The 18306-nt window shown below is 60.9% G+C and carries 13 protein-coding genes and 2 pseudogenes; 12 read left to right on the plus strand and 3 right to left on the minus strand.

Annotation, left to right across the window (positions count from 1 at the left end; genetic code table 11):
- Window positions 1-5 precede the first annotated feature (5 nt).
- From hutI to GIV35_RS00610, 12 genes and pseudogenes are all read left to right on the plus strand, one after another.
- Window positions 6-1211 carry an imidazolonepropionase gene (hutI, locus tag GIV35_RS00555; RefSeq protein WP_105225457.1) on the plus strand — a complete coding sequence of 402 codons (1206 nt, stop codon included), beginning with the start codon at window positions 6-8 and terminating at the stop codon, window positions 1209-1211.
- A 12-nt stretch (window positions 1212-1223) separates the two neighbouring features.
- Window positions 1224-2024 (plus strand): N-formylglutamate deformylase, encoded by an 801-nt coding sequence (hutG, locus tag GIV35_RS00560; protein ID WP_213153914.1) that lies wholly within the window; start codon window positions 1224-1226, stop codon window positions 2022-2024.
- Between the two features lie 214 nt (window positions 2025-2238).
- Entirely contained in the window at window positions 2239-3174 is a 936-nt protein-coding gene (locus GIV35_RS00565; RefSeq protein WP_236264506.1) for a choline ABC transporter substrate-binding protein, read from the plus strand.
- Between the two features lie 135 nt (window positions 3175-3309).
- A complete protein-coding gene (locus GIV35_RS00570; protein ID WP_236264505.1) occupies window positions 3310-4239 on the plus strand; it encodes an alpha/beta hydrolase in 930 nt (309 codons plus the stop codon).
- A gap of 103 nt (window positions 4240-4342) precedes the next feature.
- On the plus strand, window positions 4343-5314 hold the full coding sequence (gene pip, locus GIV35_RS00575) for a prolyl aminopeptidase (protein WP_034125552.1): 972 nt from the start codon (window positions 4343-4345) through the stop codon (window positions 5312-5314).
- The gene (dtd, locus tag GIV35_RS00580; RefSeq protein ID WP_105225461.1) at window positions 5311-5748 is read left to right on the plus strand and encodes a D-aminoacyl-tRNA deacylase; all 438 of its coding nucleotides are present in this window, start codon (window positions 5311-5313) and stop codon (window positions 5746-5748) included. Before pip ends, dtd begins: the two co-directional genes overlap by 4 nt.
- Before the next feature lie 267 nt (window positions 5749-6015).
- A complete protein-coding gene (locus GIV35_RS00585; RefSeq protein ID WP_003187856.1) occupies window positions 6016-7752 on the plus strand; it encodes a glucan biosynthesis protein G in 1737 nt (578 codons plus the stop codon).
- Window positions 7745-10323 (plus strand): annotated as a pseudogene (gene mdoH / locus GIV35_RS00590) (glucans biosynthesis glucosyltransferase MdoH); the annotation flags it as partial. The gene GIV35_RS00585 and the pseudogene mdoH, both read left to right, overlap by 8 nt.
- Before the next feature lie 179 nt (window positions 10324-10502).
- Window positions 10503-11303 carry a transporter substrate-binding domain-containing protein gene (locus tag GIV35_RS00595; RefSeq protein ID WP_105225463.1) on the plus strand — a complete coding sequence of 267 codons (801 nt, stop codon included), beginning with the start codon at window positions 10503-10505 and terminating at the stop codon, window positions 11301-11303.
- A gap of 219 nt (window positions 11304-11522) precedes the next feature.
- A complete protein-coding gene (locus GIV35_RS00600) occupies window positions 11523-12320 on the plus strand; it encodes a transporter substrate-binding domain-containing protein (protein WP_032901820.1) in 798 nt (265 codons plus the stop codon).
- A 130-nt stretch (window positions 12321-12450) separates the two neighbouring features.
- Complete coding sequence (locus tag GIV35_RS00605) at window positions 12451-13410, plus strand: amino acid ABC transporter permease (RefSeq protein ID WP_032893984.1); 960 nt, start codon at window positions 12451-12453, stop codon at window positions 13408-13410.
- Complete coding sequence (locus GIV35_RS00610) at window positions 13403-14137, plus strand: amino acid ABC transporter ATP-binding protein (RefSeq protein ID WP_105229067.1); 735 nt, start codon at window positions 13403-13405, stop codon at window positions 14135-14137. The genes GIV35_RS00605 and GIV35_RS00610 overlap by 8 nt, the downstream gene beginning before the upstream one ends.
- A gap of 109 nt (window positions 14138-14246) precedes the next feature.
- Here GIV35_RS00610 and GIV35_RS00615 read toward each other — a convergent pair whose 3' ends face one another.
- The 3 genes and pseudogenes from GIV35_RS00615 to GIV35_RS27405 all read right to left on the minus strand — a co-directional run.
- Window positions 14247-16154, minus strand: a complete 1908-nt coding sequence (locus GIV35_RS00615) for a methyl-accepting chemotaxis protein (RefSeq protein WP_213153910.1) — start codon at window positions 16152-16154, stop codon at window positions 14247-14249.
- A 135-nt stretch (window positions 16155-16289) separates the two neighbouring features.
- A complete protein-coding gene (locus GIV35_RS27400) occupies window positions 16290-17162 on the minus strand; it encodes a methyl-accepting chemotaxis protein (protein ID WP_370694792.1) in 873 nt (290 codons plus the stop codon).
- Window positions 17148-18206: pseudogene (locus tag GIV35_RS27405) on the minus strand (methyl-accepting chemotaxis protein); the annotation flags it as partial. The pseudogene GIV35_RS27405 and the gene GIV35_RS27400, both read right to left, overlap by 15 nt.
- Window positions 18207-18306 lie beyond the last annotated feature (100 nt).

Consider the following 18306-nt stretch of genomic DNA (forward strand, 5'->3'; position numbering starts at 1 on the left):
CGTTGATGAAAACGCTTTGGCAACACTGCCACGTCGCAACCATGGCCAACGGCAAATACTCGATCATCGAGGATGCCGCCATGGTGACTGCCGGCTCGCTCATCGAGTGGGTCGGCCCCCGCAGCCAGGCGCCGACGGCGGATTACGCCCAGGTGCATGACCTTCGAGGCGCGTGGGTCACCCCCGGGCTGATCGACTGCCACACCCATACGGTGTTTGGTGGCAACCGCAGCGGCGAGTTCGAGCAGCGCCTCGAAGGTGTCAGCTACGCCGAGATCGCGGCCAAGGGCGGCGGCATTGCCAGCACTGTGCGCGCAACCCGTGCGGCGAGCGAAGATGAGCTGTTCTTGAGCGCTGAAAAGCGCCTGCGCAGTTTGCTGCGTGACGGCGTGACCACGGTGGAGATCAAGTCCGGCTACGGCCTGGACCTGGCCAACGAACGCAAGATGCTGCGCGTGGCTCGGCGCCTGGGTGAAGCGCTGCCGGTCAGCGTGCGCGCTACCTGCCTGGCCGCCCACGCGTTACCGCCGGAGTACAAGGACCGCGCCGACGATTACATCGAGCATATCTGCAGCCAGATGCTGCCGGCCCTGGCCGCCGAGGGGTTGGTTGATGCGGTCGATGCCTTCTGTGAATACCTGGCATTTTCCCCCGAGCAGGTTGAGCGGGTATTCAAGGTCGCCCAGCAACTTGGCCTACCGGTGAAACTGCACGCCGAGCAACTCTCGTCGTTGCATGGCTCAAGCCTGGCGGCGCGCTACCACGCGTTGTCGGCCGACCACCTGGAATTCATGACTGAAGAAGACGCCATCGCCATGGCTGCGGCCGGTACCGTCGCCGTGCTATTGCCGGGCGCGTTCTACTTCCTGCGTGAAACCCAGTTGCCGCCCATGGACGCCCTGCGCAAACACGGCGTGAAGATCGCCATCGCCAGCGACCTCAACCCCGGTACTTCACCGGCGCTGTCGGTGCGGCTGATGCTGAACATGGCCTGCACCCTGTTCCGCATGACCCCGGAAGAAGCCCTGGCCGGCGCCACGCAACACGCGGCCACCGCGTTGGGCCTGGGCGACACCCATGGCTCACTGGAAGTGGGCAAGGTCGCGGATTTTGTCGCCTGGCAGATCGACCGCCCCGCCGACCTGGCCTACTGGCTGGGTGGCGAACTGGATAAACGCGTCGTGCGCCACGGCGTCGACGTCACTGTTTGAGAGGATGCTGTTGTGGATAAGGTTCTGACATTCAAACAAGGCCGCGTACCGCTGCTGATCAGCATGCCCCACGCCGGCCTGCGGCTCACCCCAGCGGTGGAGGCCGGGTTGATCCCCGAGGCGCAAAGCCTGCCGGATACCGATTGGCATATCCCGTTGTTGTATGACTTTGCCGAAGAACTGGGCGCCAGCACCCTGGCGGCGGAGTACTCGCGGTTTGTCATCGACCTCAACCGGCCCTCCGACAACACGCCGCTGTATGCGGGCGCTACGACGGGCCTGTACCCAGAGACGCTGTTCGATGGCGTGCCGTTGTTCTGTGAAGGGCAAACGCCCTCCGACGAAGAGCGGGCCAGCTACCTGCAAAAAATCTGGGGGCCGTACCACCGTCAACTGCAGGAAGAACTGGCACGCCTCAAGGCCGAGTTCGGCTACGCGTTGCTGTTCGACGCGCACTCGATCCGCTCAGTGATCGCGCACCTGTTCGACGGCAAATTGCCGGATTTCAACCTCGGCACCTTCAACGGCGCTGCATGCGACCCGCAGCTGGCCAGCCAGCTGGAAGCCATCTGCGCCCAGCATCCGCAATACACCCATGTGCTCAACGGGCGCTTCAAGGGCGGTCATATCACCCGTCACTACGGCAACCCGGCGCAAGATATCCATGCCGTGCAGCTGGAGTTATGCCAGAGCACCTATATGGAAGAGTTTGAACCGTTCCGTTATCGCGAGGATTTGGCCGCGCCGACGCGGGTGGTGTTGAGGCAGTTGCTGGAAGGGGTGTTGGCCTGGGGGCAACAGCGCTACGGCTGAAATCGCTATCGCAGGCAAGCCAGCTCCCACCTTGGATGTGTGAATACATTCAAGTGTGGGAGCTGGCTTGCCTGCGATGACGGCCCAACAGTCGCCCCTGTGCAACTGCCGGTCGCCACAGGTCGAGTTCACCAAGGCATCGCTGGGTAAGGTTGTGGATACGGCGCATCAGATGCCATCCCCACAATAAAAACTGCCGAGTGAGACCACTTCCATGAAACGACTGTTGTTGACCCTCGTGTTCAGTGGCTATGTGAGCAGCCATGCCATGGCCGCCGAACCGGCTTCCTGCAAAACCCTGCGCATGGGCGTGGTCAGTTGGACCGACGTGGTCGCCACCTCTGGCATGGCGGACGTGCTGCTCAGTGGCCTGGGCTACGACAGCAAACAGACCAGCGCGGTGCAGCAGATCATCTTTGCCGGTATCCGTGACAAGCGCCTGGATATCTTCCTCGGTTACTGGAAACCGGCGATGGACAACAACATCGCCCCGTTCCTGGCGGCCGGGCAGGTCAAGGTGCTCGAGACGCCGAGCCTGGCCGATGCCCAGGCCACCCTGGCGGTGCCGCAATACGTGGCTGATGCCGGCTTGAAGACCTTTGCCGACATTGCCCGCTTCAAGGACAGACTCGGCGGCAAGATCTATGGCATTGAGCCGGGCAGTGGCGCCAATACCGATATCCAGAAAATGATCGACACCAACCGCTTCGGCCTGGGCGGCTTCAAGCTGGTCGCGTCCGGTGAAGCGGGGATGCTCGCCGCTGTGCAACGTGCGGTGAATCGCAAGGAGTTCGTGGTGTTCGTCGGCTGGACCCCGCACCCGATGAATCTGAACATAAAAATGGACTACCTCACTGGCAGTGAAGATGTGTTCGGCCCCAACGAAGGTCGCGCCACGGTGTCTACGGTGACAGCGCCGGACTTTGCCGAGCGCTGCCCGAACGCCAACCGGCTGCTCACCAACCTGACCTTCACCGCCGCCCAGGAAAGCCAGTGGATGGTGCCAATCATGGCGCGTCAGTCGCCCCAGGAAGTGGCGAAAAAATGGCTGCGCGAGCATCCCGAGGATCTGCAGCGCTGGTTGGTCGGGGTGACAGCCTTTGATGGCAGCGATGGTGTTGCTGCCGTCCAGGCCAGCCTCAAACTCTAGAGACACCATCGGGCCAATGTGGGAGCTGGCTTGCCTGCGATAACGGTGGTTCAGCAACACTGTTATCAACTGTTACACCGCCATCGCAGGCAAGCCAGCTCCCACACTAATCTCCATCGTGAATAAGGTGTGCACATGTACCCTATTTCTTCGCAGATGCGCGCCTTTGTTGCCAAGACCGAAGCTTTTACCAGCGATGGCTCATCGCTGACGGGCCTGCGCCAAACCTACGACCGCATGTGCCAGGCCTTCACCCCGCCCGTGCCCGCCGGGCTGCACGTCGCGGATTGTTCTGTAGGGGGCGTCACCGTGCGCAGCTATCGTCCCGAGGCGCCTGATCCATCAGAAGGCTGGCCCTGCCTCCTTTATATACACGGCGGCGGCTGGGTCGTCGGCGGGCTGGATTCCCACGATTTCATCTGCATTGAACTGGCCGCTACCCTGCAAGTGCTGGTGATCGCCATCGACTACCGTTTGGCACCTGAGCATCCTTACCCCGCTGCCTACAACGATTGCCGGGCGGTATGGCAGGCGATCCAGGCAGGCGAGGGGCCGCATGCCATCAACCTCGAACGGCGGGTGGTGATGGGCGACAGCGCCGGCGGCAATCTGGCGGCAGCGTTGTGCCTGGGGCTGCGTGATGACCAGCAACCAATGCCCCGCGCCCAGATACTGGTTTACCCAGGCTTGGGTGGCCCCGCCGACTTGCCCTCGCGGGCTGATTGCTGGGATGCACCGTTGCTCAGCCGCGCCGACACCGCTGACTACCTGGCGTTGTACCTGGGCGACACACGCATACCTTCGCCCTACGCCATGCCATTACTGGCCGAGACATTCAGCGGGCTACCCAAGGCCTTGATCGCCGTGGCCCAGTTCGACCCGCTGCGCGATGACGGCCGGCTGTACGCCGAGCGCCTGCAAGCAGCAGGCGTGGAAACCGTGCTGTACCCCGGTAAAGGGCTGGTTCACGGTTGTTTGCGTGCACGCGGCCAGGTGCCGGAGGTGGATCGGCTGTATGACTATCTGCTCGGTTATCTGAGGAGCGAACTGCTGACACAGGTCTAAGTGCTCAAGGACATGCTCATTGCACAATTCGGGTTTATGATGCCAGACGGCAAAATAATAGACGTCCCCCCAGGGATGAACCCGACACCCTACGGAGCACGCAATGCAGACTTGGTACCCGCAGATCAAACCCTACGCCCGGCACGATCTGGCTGTCGATGACACCCACACCCTGTATGTCGATGAAAGTGGCTCCCCCGAAGGCTTGCCTGTCGTGTTCATCCATGGAGGCCCCGGCTCCGGTTGCGACGCCCAGAGCCGCTGCTATTTCGACCCGAACCTCTACCATATTGTCACCTTCGACCAGCGTGGCTGCGGCCGTTCCACGCCAAGGGCCAGCCTTGAGAACAACACCACCTGGGATCTGGTCGCCGACCTTGAGCGCATCCGCGAGCATCTGGGCATCGACAAATGGGTGCTGTTCGGCGGCTCCTGGGGGTCGACCCTGGCCCTGGCCTACGCGCAAACCCACCCCGAGCGCGTGCATGGCCTGATCGTGCGCGGCATCTTCCTCGCCCGCCCGCAGGATATTCGCTGGTTCTACCAGGAGGGCGCGAGCCGCCTGTTCCCGGATTACTGGCAGGACTATGTGGCACCAATCCCGGTGGAAGAGCGCCACGATATGATCGCCGCTTACCACAAGCGCCTGACCGGCAACGACCAGATCGCCCAGATGCATGCGGCCAAAGCCTGGTCGGGCTGGGAAGGCCGTATGTTGGGCCTGTGCCCGAGCCCGCAGCATGTGGAACGTTTTTCCGAGCCGCAGCGCGCCTTGTCCATCGCACGTATCGAGTGCCATTACTTCACCAACAACTCCTTCCTGGAACCCAACCAGCTGATTCGCGATATGCACAAGATCGCCCATCTGCCCGGCGTCATCATCCATGGCCGCTACGATATGATCTGCACGCTGGATAACGCCTGGGAGCTGCATCAGGCCTGGCCCAACAGCGAGTTGCAGGTGATCCGCGAAGCAGGGCACGCGGCGTCCGAGCCGGGCATCACCGACGCACTGGTGCGTGCGACCGGCGAAATGGCCCGGCGCCTGCTCGACCTGCCGCCTGAAGAAGCATGAAGGGCCTGTTGCAGCGGGTGCGTGGCGCCCGGGTTGAGGTCGCAGGGGAGGTGGTAGGCTCGATTGATCAGGGTTTGCTGGTGCTGGTGGCCGTCGAGCCTTCAGATACGCCCGAAAGCGCCGACAAACTGCTGCACAAGCTGCTTAACTATCGGGTGTTCAGTGACGAGGAGGGCAAGATGAACCTGTCCCTCAAGGACATCGGCGGCGGTTTGCTGCTGGTGTCGCAGTTCACCCTGGCGGCGGATACCAAAAGCGGGCTACGGCCCAGCTTCTCCACAGCGGCTCCTCCGGCCCTGGGAGCGGCGCTTTTTGAGCACTTGTTGTTACAAGCGCAACAAGTGCATGGCAACGTGGCGTCAGGGCGTTTTGGCGCGGATATGCAGGTGCACTTGGTCAATGATGGCCCTGTGACCTTCCTCTTACAGACATGAATGTATGAAAAACGACGTTAATGCCTAAAAACGCAGGATTTCGCTACAAATACTTCACTGTCCCTGATGCGTTGTCTCGCGGGCTACTAGATAATCGCGCGCTACGGGGATCAGCGTTGTTTGGTCCATTTTTGACTTAGGTAGAGCCTTGTCCGACAACCGCATGGGGAATCATTTCGCCCCAGAGGAGTCGGAACATTGCTCGCCAACCTGGCATATAGATAGCTGGCCGTTGGTTTTTTGATCTGTTTTCGGCGAGGGTTGCTCGTGATTGTTAGTCCCTGTAATGCACCAAAATTGTCTGCCAAACGGTTACGAAACGCACTGGTGACGGGCTCTGCCCTGTTTTGCCTGTTCGGCGCGGGTCAACTGTGGGCGTTCAGTCTGGATGATGTGTCGGCCAAGGCAAAAGAGCTGGCTGGGCAGAAATACGAAGCTCCGCGCAGCAATTTGCCGAACGAATTCCGCGAAATGAAATTCGCTGACTACCAGAAGATTCGTTTCCGCAATGAAAAAGCCGAGTGGGCCGATCAGAACACCCCGTTCAAGCTGTCCTTCTATCACCAGGGGATGCATTTCGACACCCCGGTGAAAATCAACGAAGTCACCGCCGACAGCGTGCATGAAATCAAGTACGACCCGACGCGTTTCGATTTCGGCGACGTGAAATTTGATCCTAAAGCCACCGAACAGCTGGGTTACGCCGGTTTCCGTGTACTTTTCCCGATCAACAAGGCCGACAAGCAAGACGAAATCATGACCATGCTCGGCGCCAGCTATTTCCGCGTCGTGGGCAAAGACCAGGTGTATGGCTTGTCTGCCCGTGGTATGGCAATCGACACCGCGTTGCCGTCTGGCGAAGAATTCCCGCGTTTCACCGAGTTCTGGATCGAGCGTCCAAAGCCGGGCGACAAGCACCTGGTGATTTTCGCGCTGCTGGATTCGCCACGCGCCACTGGCGCTTATCGCCTGATCCTGCGTCCTGGCACCGACACCGTAGTGGACGTCAAATCCCAGATGTTCCTGCGTGACAAGGTCAGCAAGCTGGGCGTTGCGCCGTTGACCTCGATGTTCCTGTTCGGCGCCAACCAGCCGTCCAAGGTCCTCAACTACCGTCGCGAGCTCCACGATTCCAGCGGCCTGTCGATTCACGCCGGCAATGGCGAGTGGATCTGGCGTCCGCTGAACAACCCTAAACACCTGTCGGTCAGCAACTTCAGCGTCGAGAACCCGCGTGGGTTCGGCCTGCTGCAGCGTGGCCGCAACTTCAGCCACTACGAAGACCTGGACGACAACTACGACAAGCGCCCAAGCGCCTGGATCGAGCCTGAAGGTGACTGGGGCAAAGGCTCTGTCGACCTGGTCGAGATCCCGACCGCCGATGAAACCAACGACAACATCGTGGCCTTCTGGAGCCCGGCCGAACTGCCAGAAGTCGGCAAGCCGCTGGACGTGGCCTACCGCCTGCACTGGACACTGGACGACGCGGCCTTCCATTCGCCAGACAGTGCCTGGGTCAAGCAGACCCTGCGCTCCACGGGTGACGTGAAGCAATCGAACCTGATCCGTCAGCCGGACGGCAGCGTGGCCTATCTGGTCGACTTCGAGGGCCCGTCCCTGAAGAAACTGCTGCCGGACGCCCCGGTGCGCAGCCAGGTAAGCGTGGGTGATAACGCTGAACTGGTTGAAAACAGCGTGCGCTACAACGAACACACCAAAGGCTGGCGCCTGACCCTGCGTATGAAGATCAAGGACGCAAGCAAGCCGACCGAAATGCGCGCGGCACTGGTGCAGGATATCGTGCAGCCTGAGCCTGAGTCGGTTTCCAACCATGTGCTCAAGGCCGATAAAGTCTTGGCCAAGCAGCATGAGAAACAGGCCAAGAAAGACGCCAAGGACAAGGAAGCCAAACAGCCTGAGGCTGCCCCAGCCACACCGGAGCCGATCAAGACCGAGCAAGTCCTGACCGAAACCTGGAGCTATCAGTTGCCTGCCGATGAGTAATTCTCAAGTCAAGCCAGAGACTCTGTCCGAGTATCTGGCGCATCTACCCATGACGGCTGAGCAGCGCGCCGAGCTGGCGGGCTGCAAGTCCTTCAGCGAGCTGCACGAACGTCTGTCGTCCAAGACCTTCGACGCACCGACCGACGCTGCCCAAGCGTCGGTTGGCCGCCGCTTGACCCTCAACAGCGCCGAAGAGCTGCAAGACGCCGAGATGCTGGCGCTCGATGCCAGCGGTCGTGTGTGCCTCAAGGCCACGCCGCCGATCCGTCGGACCAAAGTGGTGCCCGAGCCTTGGCGCACCAACATCCTGGTGCGCGGTTGGCGCCGGATGACCGGGCGCACCAACCCGCCCAAGCCACCGAAAGACGAGCGGGTGCTGCCGGCTGCGCGCTGGCGTACCGTCGGCTCGATCCGTCGTTACATCCTGTTAGTGCTGATGCTGGGCCAGACCATCGTGGCCGGCTGGTACATGAAAGGCATCATGCCTTACCAGGGCTGGTCGCTGGTCGACTTCGACGAGATCCGCAACCAGACCCTGCTGCAAACCGCTACCCAGGTACTGCCTTACGCGCTGCAAACCAGCATCCTGATCATGTTCGGGATTCTGTTCTGCTGGGTGTCGGCCGGTTTCTGGACTGCGCTCATGGGCTTCCTGGAGCTGCTGACCGGTCACGATAAATACCGTATCTCCGGTAAAAGTGCCGGTGACGAGCCGATTCCCAAGGATGCGCGAACCGCTCTGGTGATGCCGATCTGTAACGAAGACGTGCCGCGTGTATTCGCCGGCTTGCGTGCAACGTTCGAATCGGTGGCCGCAACCGGTGACCTGGACCGCTTCGATTTCTTCGTGCTCAGCGACAGTAACGACGCCGACATCTGCATCGCCGAACAGCAAGCCTGGCTCGACGTATGCCGCGAAGCGGGTGGTTTCGGCAAGATCTTCTATCGCCGTCGTCGCCGTCGCGTAAAGCGCAAGAGCGGCAACCTCGACGACTTCTGCCGTCGTTGGGGCGGTGACTACAAGTACATGGTCGTTCTTGACGCTGACTCTGTGATGAGCGGCGAGTGCCTGACCAGCCTGGTGCGCCTGATGGAAGCCACGCCGGATGCCGGGATTATCCAGACCGCGCCGCGTGCGTCGGGCATGGACACCCTGTATGCGCGTATGCAGCAGTTCGCCACTCGCGTCTACGGCCCGTTGTTTACCGCTGGCCTGCACTTCTGGCAGTTGGGGGAATCCCACTACTGGGGTCACAACGCCATTATCCGTATGAAGCCGTTTATCGAGCACTGCGCCCTGGCGCCGTTGCCCGGTAAAGGCGCGTTTGCCGGTGCGATCCTCTCCCACGACTTCGTTGAAGCCGCGCTGATGCGCCGTGCCGGCTGGGGTGTGTGGATTGCCTATGACCTGCCGGGCAGCTACGAAGAACTGCCGCCGAACCTGCTGGACGAACTCAAGCGTGACCGTCGCTGGTGCCACGGTAACCTGATGAACTTCCGCCTGTTCCTGGTCAAAGGCATGCACCCGGTGCACCGTGCGGTGTTCCTCACCGGCGTGATGTCCTACCTGTCGGCGCCGTTGTGGTTCTTCTTCCTGGTGCTGTCCACGGCCTTGCTGGCGGTGAACACCCTGATGGAACCGCAATACTTCATGGCGCCGCGCCAGTTGTACCCGCTGTGGCCACAATGGCACCCGGACAAGGCGGTGGCGCTGTTCTCCACCACCATCGTGCTGTTGTTCCTGCCTAAACTGCTCAGCATCATCTTGATCTGGGCCAAGGGCGCCAAAGAGTTCGGTGGCAAGTTCAAGGTAACCCTGTCGATGCTGCTGGAGATGTTGTTCTCCATGCTGCTGGCGCCGGTGCGGATGATTTTCCATACCCGTTTCGTCCTCGCCGCGTTCCTCGGTTGGGCCGCTACCTGGAACTCGCCGCAACGTGACGACGACTCCACGCCATGGAGCGAAGCGGTCAAGCGCCACGGTCCGCAAACCGTGCTGGGCTTCCTGTGGGCGCTGCTGGTGGTGTGGCTGAACCCGAGCTTCCTGTGGTGGCTGGTGCCGATTGTCGGCTCGCTGATGCTGTCGATCCCGGTGTCGGTGATTTCCAGCCGGGTCAAGCTGGGCCTCAAGTCCCGCGACGAGAGCCTGTTCCTGATCCCTGAGGAATACAACCCGCCGCAAGCCCTGCTCTCGACCGAGAAGTACACCCACGAAAACCGTTGGCACGCCCTCAACGACGGCTTTGTGCGTTCGGTGGTAGACCCACAGCAGAACGCCCTTGCCTGCGCCTTGGCGACCTCGCGGCACCGTGAGGCCGAGCCCATCGAGTACCTGCGCATGGAGCGTGTTCGCCACGCGTTGAAAGTCGGCCCGGCCGGCCTCAACAACAGCGAACGCCTGGCCTTGCTCAGCGACCCGGTGGCCCTGGCTCGCCTGCATGAGCAGGTGTGGAGCGAAGGCCACGTCGAGTGGCTAGGCGCTTGGCGTGCCTCGATCAAGGCCGATCCGCACGCGCCGTTGCTGCCCCTGCAACCACAGTCGTCCCAGGCCCAACCGGCCTGATTCAGGCACCCCCGAAGGCTCACTTCGGGGGTGTTTCAAACGTTGGTCCTACAGCGTTTTTCGCTTCTTCCTTTTTATCGCTAACTCCTTGTTATTTCGAAACAAAAGACCTTTGCTCGAGGCGTATTGCCGTGCCCGCGGCTGGGTTAGGATCGCCCCCCAAATTGGACTCGCCACGGGGGCATTCATGATCAAAAGGTATTGTTTGGCATTGCTGATGGGCTTTTTCCTGGGGGGGCACGCAGGCTTGCTTTACGCGGGCGCGCTGGACAACGCTGTGCGCCGTGGGGTGCTTAAGGTCGGCACAACCCCCAATAACGTCCCTTTCGAAATGCTCGATAAGCAGGGGCGCATCGTCGGCTTTGAAATTGACTTGCTCCATACCATGAGCCGCGCACTTGGCGTAGAGCTTGAATTGGTGGCAGTGCCTTACACGGATCTGTTGCCGGGGCTGATGACGAACAAGTTTGATCTGATTGGCAGCGGCATGACGGTCACTCAAGAGCGCAACCTCAAACTCAACTTCAGTGATTCATTTGTCGTGGTGGGCCAGACGGTGCTGCTGCATCCACGGCTGGCCGGGAAGGTCTCCAGTATTGAAGAACTGGACGACGCCAGTTACCGCGTGGTTACCACCCAAGGCACCACCGGTGAAGCCGCAGCGCAGCGCTTTCTTGTATCTGCGCGGCTCAGCAGTGTGCCCAACCCGGAAGAAGGCGTGCGGCAGGTCGTTGAAGGCAAGGCCGATGCTTTTATCCATGATGCGCCCTACAACCTGATCGCGATGAGTCGGCCACAGAACAGTGCATTGTTGGCACTGGAGCAACCCTTCACCTTTGAGCCCTTGGCGTTTGGCCTGAAAAAAGGCGATTACGACAGCCTCAATTGGATCAACCATTTTCTCAACCAGATCGCCCAGGACGGCACCTACGATCGCCTGCATGACAAGTGGTTCAGGGATACGGCCTGGATAGCCGAGATCGACTGATCGTCATAACTGCTTACACATCAATCCCTGATCGAGAGGCCGCGCTGAAGCGTCTGCGCCTGTGCTTGGCCGGGTCGCTGTCAGGGTTTTCCGACACACGCCGATAACATTTACCGGTGAAACCTTTGTGGCGGACAACGAGTGGGTTAGGATCGCACCCCGAAATGGCGCAGCCCTCTTGTGCGCCAACCTTATAAGAATCGTTCAGGGGTCTTGATGATGAAAAAGTATCTTTCGATGCTGATGCTCGGCGTCACTGCGCTGGTCGCTGCCACTGCGGCCCAGGCCGGCGCCATTGATGAGGCGGTCAAGCGCGGCACGTTGAAAGTTGGCATGGACCCCACCTACATGCCGTTCGAAATGACCGACAAGCGCGGTGAAATCATCGGTTTCGAAGTCGACATCCTCAAGGCTATGGCCAAGTCCATGGGCGTCAAGCTGGAGCTGGTGTCCACCGGTTACGACGGCATCATCCCGGCCTTCCTGACCGGCAAGTTCGATATGATCGGCAGCGGCATGACCCTGACCCAGGAACGCAACCTGCGCCTGAATTTCAGCGAACCCTTCATCGTGGTCGGCCAGACGTTGCTGATCCGCAAGGAACTGGAAGGCACCATCAAGTCCTACAAAGACCTGAACGACGAGAAATACCGCCTGACCTCCAAACTCGGCACCACCGGTGAGATGGTCGCCAAGAAGCTGATCTCCAAAGCCAAGTACCACGGCTATGACAACGAGCAGGAAGGCGTGCTCGACGTGGTCAACGGCAAGGCTGACGCGTTCGTCTACGACGCACCGTACAACGTGGTGGCCGAGAAGAAAGTCGGTAACGGCAAGCTGGTGTTCCTGGAAGAACCCTTCACCTTTGAACCCCTGGCGTTCGGTTTGAAGAAAGGCGATTACGACAGCATCAACTTCATCAACAACTTCCTGCACCAGATCCGTAACGACGGCACCTACGATCGCATCCATGACAAGTGGTTCAAGAGCTCCGAGTGGCTCAAGGACATGGAATAAGGCCTGACACCGAGTTGCCTGTATCGCAGGCAAGCCAGCTCCCACATTTGACTGTATTCACACATCAACTTGTGGGAGCGGGCTTGCCCGCGATGGCGGCCTATCAGGCGACACCTATGCGGAAAGTGAAATGAAACAGAAAAAAGCCCAATGGCCCTGGCACCTGCTGACGGTGGTCGTGCTGGTCGGTCTGGCGGGTGCCTTGTACTACGCCACGTCGTTGATGTCTTACGAATGGCGCTGGAACCGCGTCCCCCAATACTTCGCCTATCAAGCCGAGACCTCCCAGCGCGCCGCGGATATTTCCACCGTGGTCGAGTTGGTGCGCAAAGGCGATACGGCCGAAGTCACCCTGCGCAACGACGCCGGAGTGGAGCAAAAGCTCACAGTCGCCGATAACAGCCTGCAAGTGGCGCGCGGCGACGATGTGGCTGAAGGCGATGTGGTCGGCGTGACCCGGCAATGGGCACTGGGGCCATTGATGTGGGGCTTGTGGACCACGCTGTGGCTGTCGGTGGTGTCCGGCATCCTGGGTTTGGCGATTGGCTTGGCGACCGGGCTGTGCAGGCTGTCGAAAAATCCCACCTTGCGCGATCTGTCGACAATCTATGTCGAGCTGGTGCGGGGCACGCCGCTGCTGGTGCAGATCTTCATTTTCTATTTCTTTATCGGCACGGTGCTCAACCTGTCCCGGGAGTTTGCCGGGATTGCCGCGCTGTCGTTGTTCACGGGTGCCTACGTGGCAGAAATCGTGCGCGCCGGCGTGCAGTCCATCACCCGTGGCCAGGACGAAGCGGCGCGCTCCCTGGGCTTGAGTGCCAGCCAGTCGATGCGCCACGTGGTACTGCCGCAGGCCTTCAAGCGTGTGCTGCCGCCCCTGGCCGGGCAATTTATCAGCCTGGTCAAGGACACGTCCCTGGTGTCGGTGATCGCGATTACCGAGTTGCTCAAGAGCGGCCGCGAAGTGATCACCACCTCGTTCTCGCCGTTTGAAATCCTGTTTTGTGTGGCGGGCTTGTACCTGCTGATCAACCTGCCGCTGTCGAAGATGGCCAGCCGGCTTGAGCGGAGGCTTGCCCAAAGTGATTGAAGTACGCGATCTGGTAAAAGTCTTCGATACCCGTGGGCAGGTGGTGCGCGCGGTGGATCACGTCACCACCCAAGTGGCCAAGGGCGAGGTGCTGGTGGTGATCGGGCCCTCGGGCTCCGGCAAGTCCACCTTCTTGCGTTGCCTGAATGGGTTGGAGGCGTTCGATTCGGGTTCGGTGAGCATCGACGGCCTGCAACTGGCCGACCCTAAGACCGACGTGAATGCCTACCGCCGTGAAGTCGGCATGGTGTTCCAGCACTTCAACCTGTTCCCCCACATGACCGTGCTGGAAAACCTGTGCCTGGCGCAAAAGGTCGTGCGCAAGCGCGGCAAGCAAGAGCGGGAGGCCAAGGCCCTGGCGCTGTTGGAAAAGGTCGGTATTGCGCAGAAGGCCCACGAGTTTCCATCGCGCCTGTCTGGCGGCCAGCAGCAGCGAGTCGCCATTGCCCGAGCCCTGGCTATGGAGCCCAAGGTGATGCTGTTTGATGAGCCCACCTCGGCCCTCGACCCGGAAATGGTCGGTGAAGTGCTCGACGTGATGAAGACCCTGGCCCTGGAAGGCATGACCATGGTGTGCGTCACCCACGAGATGGGCTTTGCCCGGGAAGTAGCAGACCGGGTGTTGTTTTTCGATCACGGCAAACTGCTGGAAGACGCCGCCCCGGCCGAGTTCTTCAACGCGCCAAAAGACCCGCGTGCCCAGGCCTTCCTGCGCCAAGTCCTGTAGAAATATTTGCCTCTGTGGCGAGCGAGCTTGCTCGCGCTGGAGTGCGAAGCGCTCCCAAGATTTTGGGGCCGCTGCGCAGCCCAGCGGGAGCAAGCTACCTCGCCACAGGTCAAAGCTTGAATTTGTCGACCAGCGTCTGCAAGTCCAGGCTCAACCTGGTCAACTGAACACTCGCGGCAGCCGTTTCCTCGCTGGCGGCGGCGGTTTGTTCCGACACGTCCCGCACCTTCAATACACTGCGGTTGATCTCCTCGGCCACAGCGCTCTGCTGTTCCGCTGCGGCGGCAATCTGCGGGTTCATTTCCTGGATGATCGACACCGTGCGGGCAATGGCGCTCAGGGCGTCGCCGGCGTCGCGGGTCAGGGCGACGCTGTTGTCGGTCAGGTTGCGGCTGCTGTCCATGATGTCCGCCACCTGCTGAGTGCCATTGTGCAGGCCGAGGATCAGCCCTTCGATCTCCTCGGCCGATTCCTGAGTGCGTTGGGCCAGGCTGCGCACTTCGTCGGCGACCACCGCAAAGCCTTGGCCGGCAGTGCCCGCACGTGCCGCTTCAATGGCGGCGTTCAGGGCCAGCAGGTTGGTCTGCTGAGAAACAGACTTGATCACGTCCAGCACACTGGCGATCTTCTGGCTCTCCTGTTGCAGCGCGAGCATCGCACGGCCCGACAGCGCCATTTCACTGGCCAGGTTGCCAATCTGCTCCACCGCCTGGGTGACCACCTGCTCACCGGCGCCGGCCTGATGGTCGGCTTCTTGGGCCGCCACCGAGGCGCGTTCGGCGTGGCGTGCCACTTCCTGGGCAGTGGCGAGCATTTCATTCATTGCCGTCGCCACCTGGTCGGTTTCATCTTTCTGCTCGTTGAGCCCGCTGCGGGTCTGCTCGGTGACGGTGGATAACTGCGTGGCCGCTCCGGCGATCTGCCGGGCGCTGTCACCGATACTGCTGATCAGGCTACGCAGGCTGCGGGTCATTTGCCCAATGCTTTGCTGCAACTGGCCGAGTTCGTCGCGACGGTCGACCGCCATGTCATGGCTGAGGTCGCCCTCGGCAACACGGTGGGCGGCGCCGAGAATTTCTCGCAGTGGCGCCGCAATCTGCCGGGCGATCCACCACGCGGCCAGAGTGCCCAGTGCCAGGGCGGCCACTGTCACGCTGATCAGCAACGTACGGGTTTGGTCCGCCTCGTTGTTGCGCCTGGCGTTCTGGCTCTGGCTCAGCAGATTGCTCTTGTCCCGCAGCTCGTTGAGTTGCTGTTCGAGGCTGTTTTGCACGGTTTCGGTATCGAGCTGGGCTTGCTCGAGCTTTAGCAGTTGTTCACGGTAGTTGGCCAAATCGGTCTTGAGCAGCGTCGAGTCCACCGGGAGCGCGGTGACGGAAGCCAGCGCGGCCTGCAGTTCATCAAGCGACTGGTCGAACGCATCGGCGTAGGCCTTTAAGGTAACGGCCGCCCAGGCGGGGCTCTGCGCTCGATCTTCGGCTTGCTCCATGGCCTGGCGCAGGTTCTCGATGGCGTCGAGGGCCTTCTCGTCATTTTGATCGGGCAAGTCACTGGCCAGTTGAGCTAGGGTGTCACTGGCCTGCAGGGCGGACTTCTTGAGCGCCGGACGGATCTGCTCGCGCGCGGCCAGCAACGGTGGCAACTGTACGAGCGCGGCTTTCGAGCCCGACACCAACAGAGCCGCTTCTTCCAGCCATTGTCGGTCGGTGGCGGCTCGCAAGCGGCTCGAAAGGCCGGTCAGATACTGGTCGATCTGTTCAATCCTTTGGTTCATCTTGTCCAGGCTGTTGCTGTCCATCAGCGTGCGGTACACGATGCGGTCGGCGCGCATGGCCTCGGCTTCGACAGCCAGATGGCCCAGGACCGTCAGGCTGTCGGATCGGTAAAGCACGGCGCTCAAGGCTTGCCAGCCCGTGGCTGCGATCAGGAAACTGAGGATCAGCACTTGGCCAAAACCCAGGGCTAGCTTGAGGCGGACGCTGGCATTGACCAGCACGCGGGTCAGCCGAAGAAACATGGTGAACCTCCGAATCAGAGAAAGCGTTTCGCGACACATGAAACGCTAATTCGATTCGGGACCGTGGAGGGCTGATAACTGTGTAGGAGATTTCACAAGTTGCGGCGGCTTTGGTAAGCCGCCGCGTAGGGTAATTCAGACTCGGAAGCGCCCGACGAGGGTCTGCAGGTAGATCCCCAGGCGCGCCAGTTCGGCACTGGAGGACGCAGTTTCTTCGCTGGCCGACGAGGTTTGCTCGGAGATGTCGCGCACATTCAGCACGCTGCGGTTGATCTCTTCAGCCACGGCGCTTTGTTGCTCGGCGGCGGTGGCGATCTGTGAGTTCATGGCCTGGATGGTCGAGACGGTACGGGTGATATTGCCCAGCGCGTGGCCGGCCCGGCGCGTCAGCTCAACACTGCTCTCGGTCAGCCCGCGGCTGTTGTCCATGATGGTTGCCACCTGCTGGGTACCACTTTGCAGGCCGACGATCAGCTCTTCGATCTCTTCAGTGGACTTCTGCGTGCGCTGGGCCAGGCTGCGCACCTCGTCGGCCACCACGGCAAAGCCGCGCCCGGCCTCACCGGCACGCGCCGCCTCAATGGCGGCGTTAAGGGCCAGCAGGTTGGTTTGCTGGGCCACGGATTTGATCACGTCGAGCACACTGCCGATCTTGTCACTTTCGCGCTTGAGTTCACCCATGGCCACCGTGGAATTACCCACTTCGGTGGCCAGGCGCTCGATCTGGGCGATGGCTTCACCCACCACCTGGTCGCCTTCACGGGCTTGCTGGTCGGCAGCCACGGCGGCTTCCGAGGCCTCTTCGGCATTGCGCGCCACTTCCTGCACGGTGGCCGCCATTTCGTTCATTGCGGTGGCCACCTGGTCGGTCTCGACCTTCTGGCTGTTGACCCCGGCGCTGGTTTGTTCGGTCACGGCCGACAACTGCTCAGCGGCGCTGGCGATCTGGGTGACCCCGTCGCTGATCCCGCCGATCAACTCGCGCAGGCCCACGGTCATGCTTTGCATGGCACGCTGCAATTGACCCAGTTCGTCCTGGCGGCCCGATTCCAGGTTGTGGCTCAGATCGCCGGAGGCCACACGCTCGGCCACTTCGAGGGTCTGGTTCAGGGGGATGACGATCTGGCGGGTGATGGCCCAGGCCGCGAACAGGCCGAACGCCACCGCCAGTACAGTGGCAAGTAGCAATAAGTACTTGGCCTGGGCCACATCATGGTCGCGCACTGCGGTTTGCGAGGTGGTGAGCTTCTCGCTATGGCCCAACAGGATATCGCCCTGGGCACTTATGATTTTGAGGGCTGCGGCACTGGCCACCTGAGAGTCTCGGTATTGACTGACGGCGGCGCGATAGGCTTGCAGTGAAACACCGGCCTCTTGCAGGTTGGCCTGGTATTGCACCGGCAGTTGGCCTTGCAATTCGGTGATTTTCTTCAGGCCATTGTCGATAGCGTCGAGGGCGGGTTGCTCGGCTTCGACCTTGCCGCTGTAGGTGTAACCGCGTACCTGGAAGCGTGCTTGTTGGATCAGCTTGCTCAGGTCAACCACGCTGTTGAACTGGGTGACGCTGTCGCCTTGCAGCAGGCTTTTTTCAATCTCGTTGGTTTTGGCCACGGCATTGTCGGCGGTGTCTCCGAGCTTGCTGCGAGCCCCCTCACGTTTGAGGCCCGCCTGGACCATGGCAGCAAAGGCTTTTTTGTATTGGCTCAAAGCTTCCTGTTGCTGTTCGACGAGAGCTTTGTCATTGGGTTGTTCGATTAACTGCGCGGCAGTTTTAAGGCCGTCGTCCAGCTGAGTGATCAGGCTTGTAACTGCGTCGGTGCCTTGCTCGCCACGGCGCATATCGAAGTCCAGGCGTGCCAGGCGCAGGTCTTTGGTCAGGCCATTGAGGCTGGAAATAAAGCCCAGCTTGTCGCCGCGACTGATCACATCCCCCAGGCCGGTCCAGCCGGTAAAGGTGATCAACAGCGTCAGGAGCAACACCAGGCCAAAGCCCACGCTCAGCTTGCGGTTCACGCTTATATTCCCCAACTTCTCGGCTAACCAACGATACATGCTGCGAACTCCCCTGGAACAAGGCTTGGACTTATTCAAAGGCTATCGGCAACGCACGGAGATACTTGATCGTTCCCACGCAGAGCATGGGAACGATCAG

Source organism: Pseudomonas sp. PA-1-6B, assembly GCF_021609545.1.
GTDB classification, from domain to species: domain Bacteria; phylum Pseudomonadota; class Gammaproteobacteria; order Pseudomonadales; family Pseudomonadaceae; genus Aquipseudomonas; species Aquipseudomonas fluorescens_BV.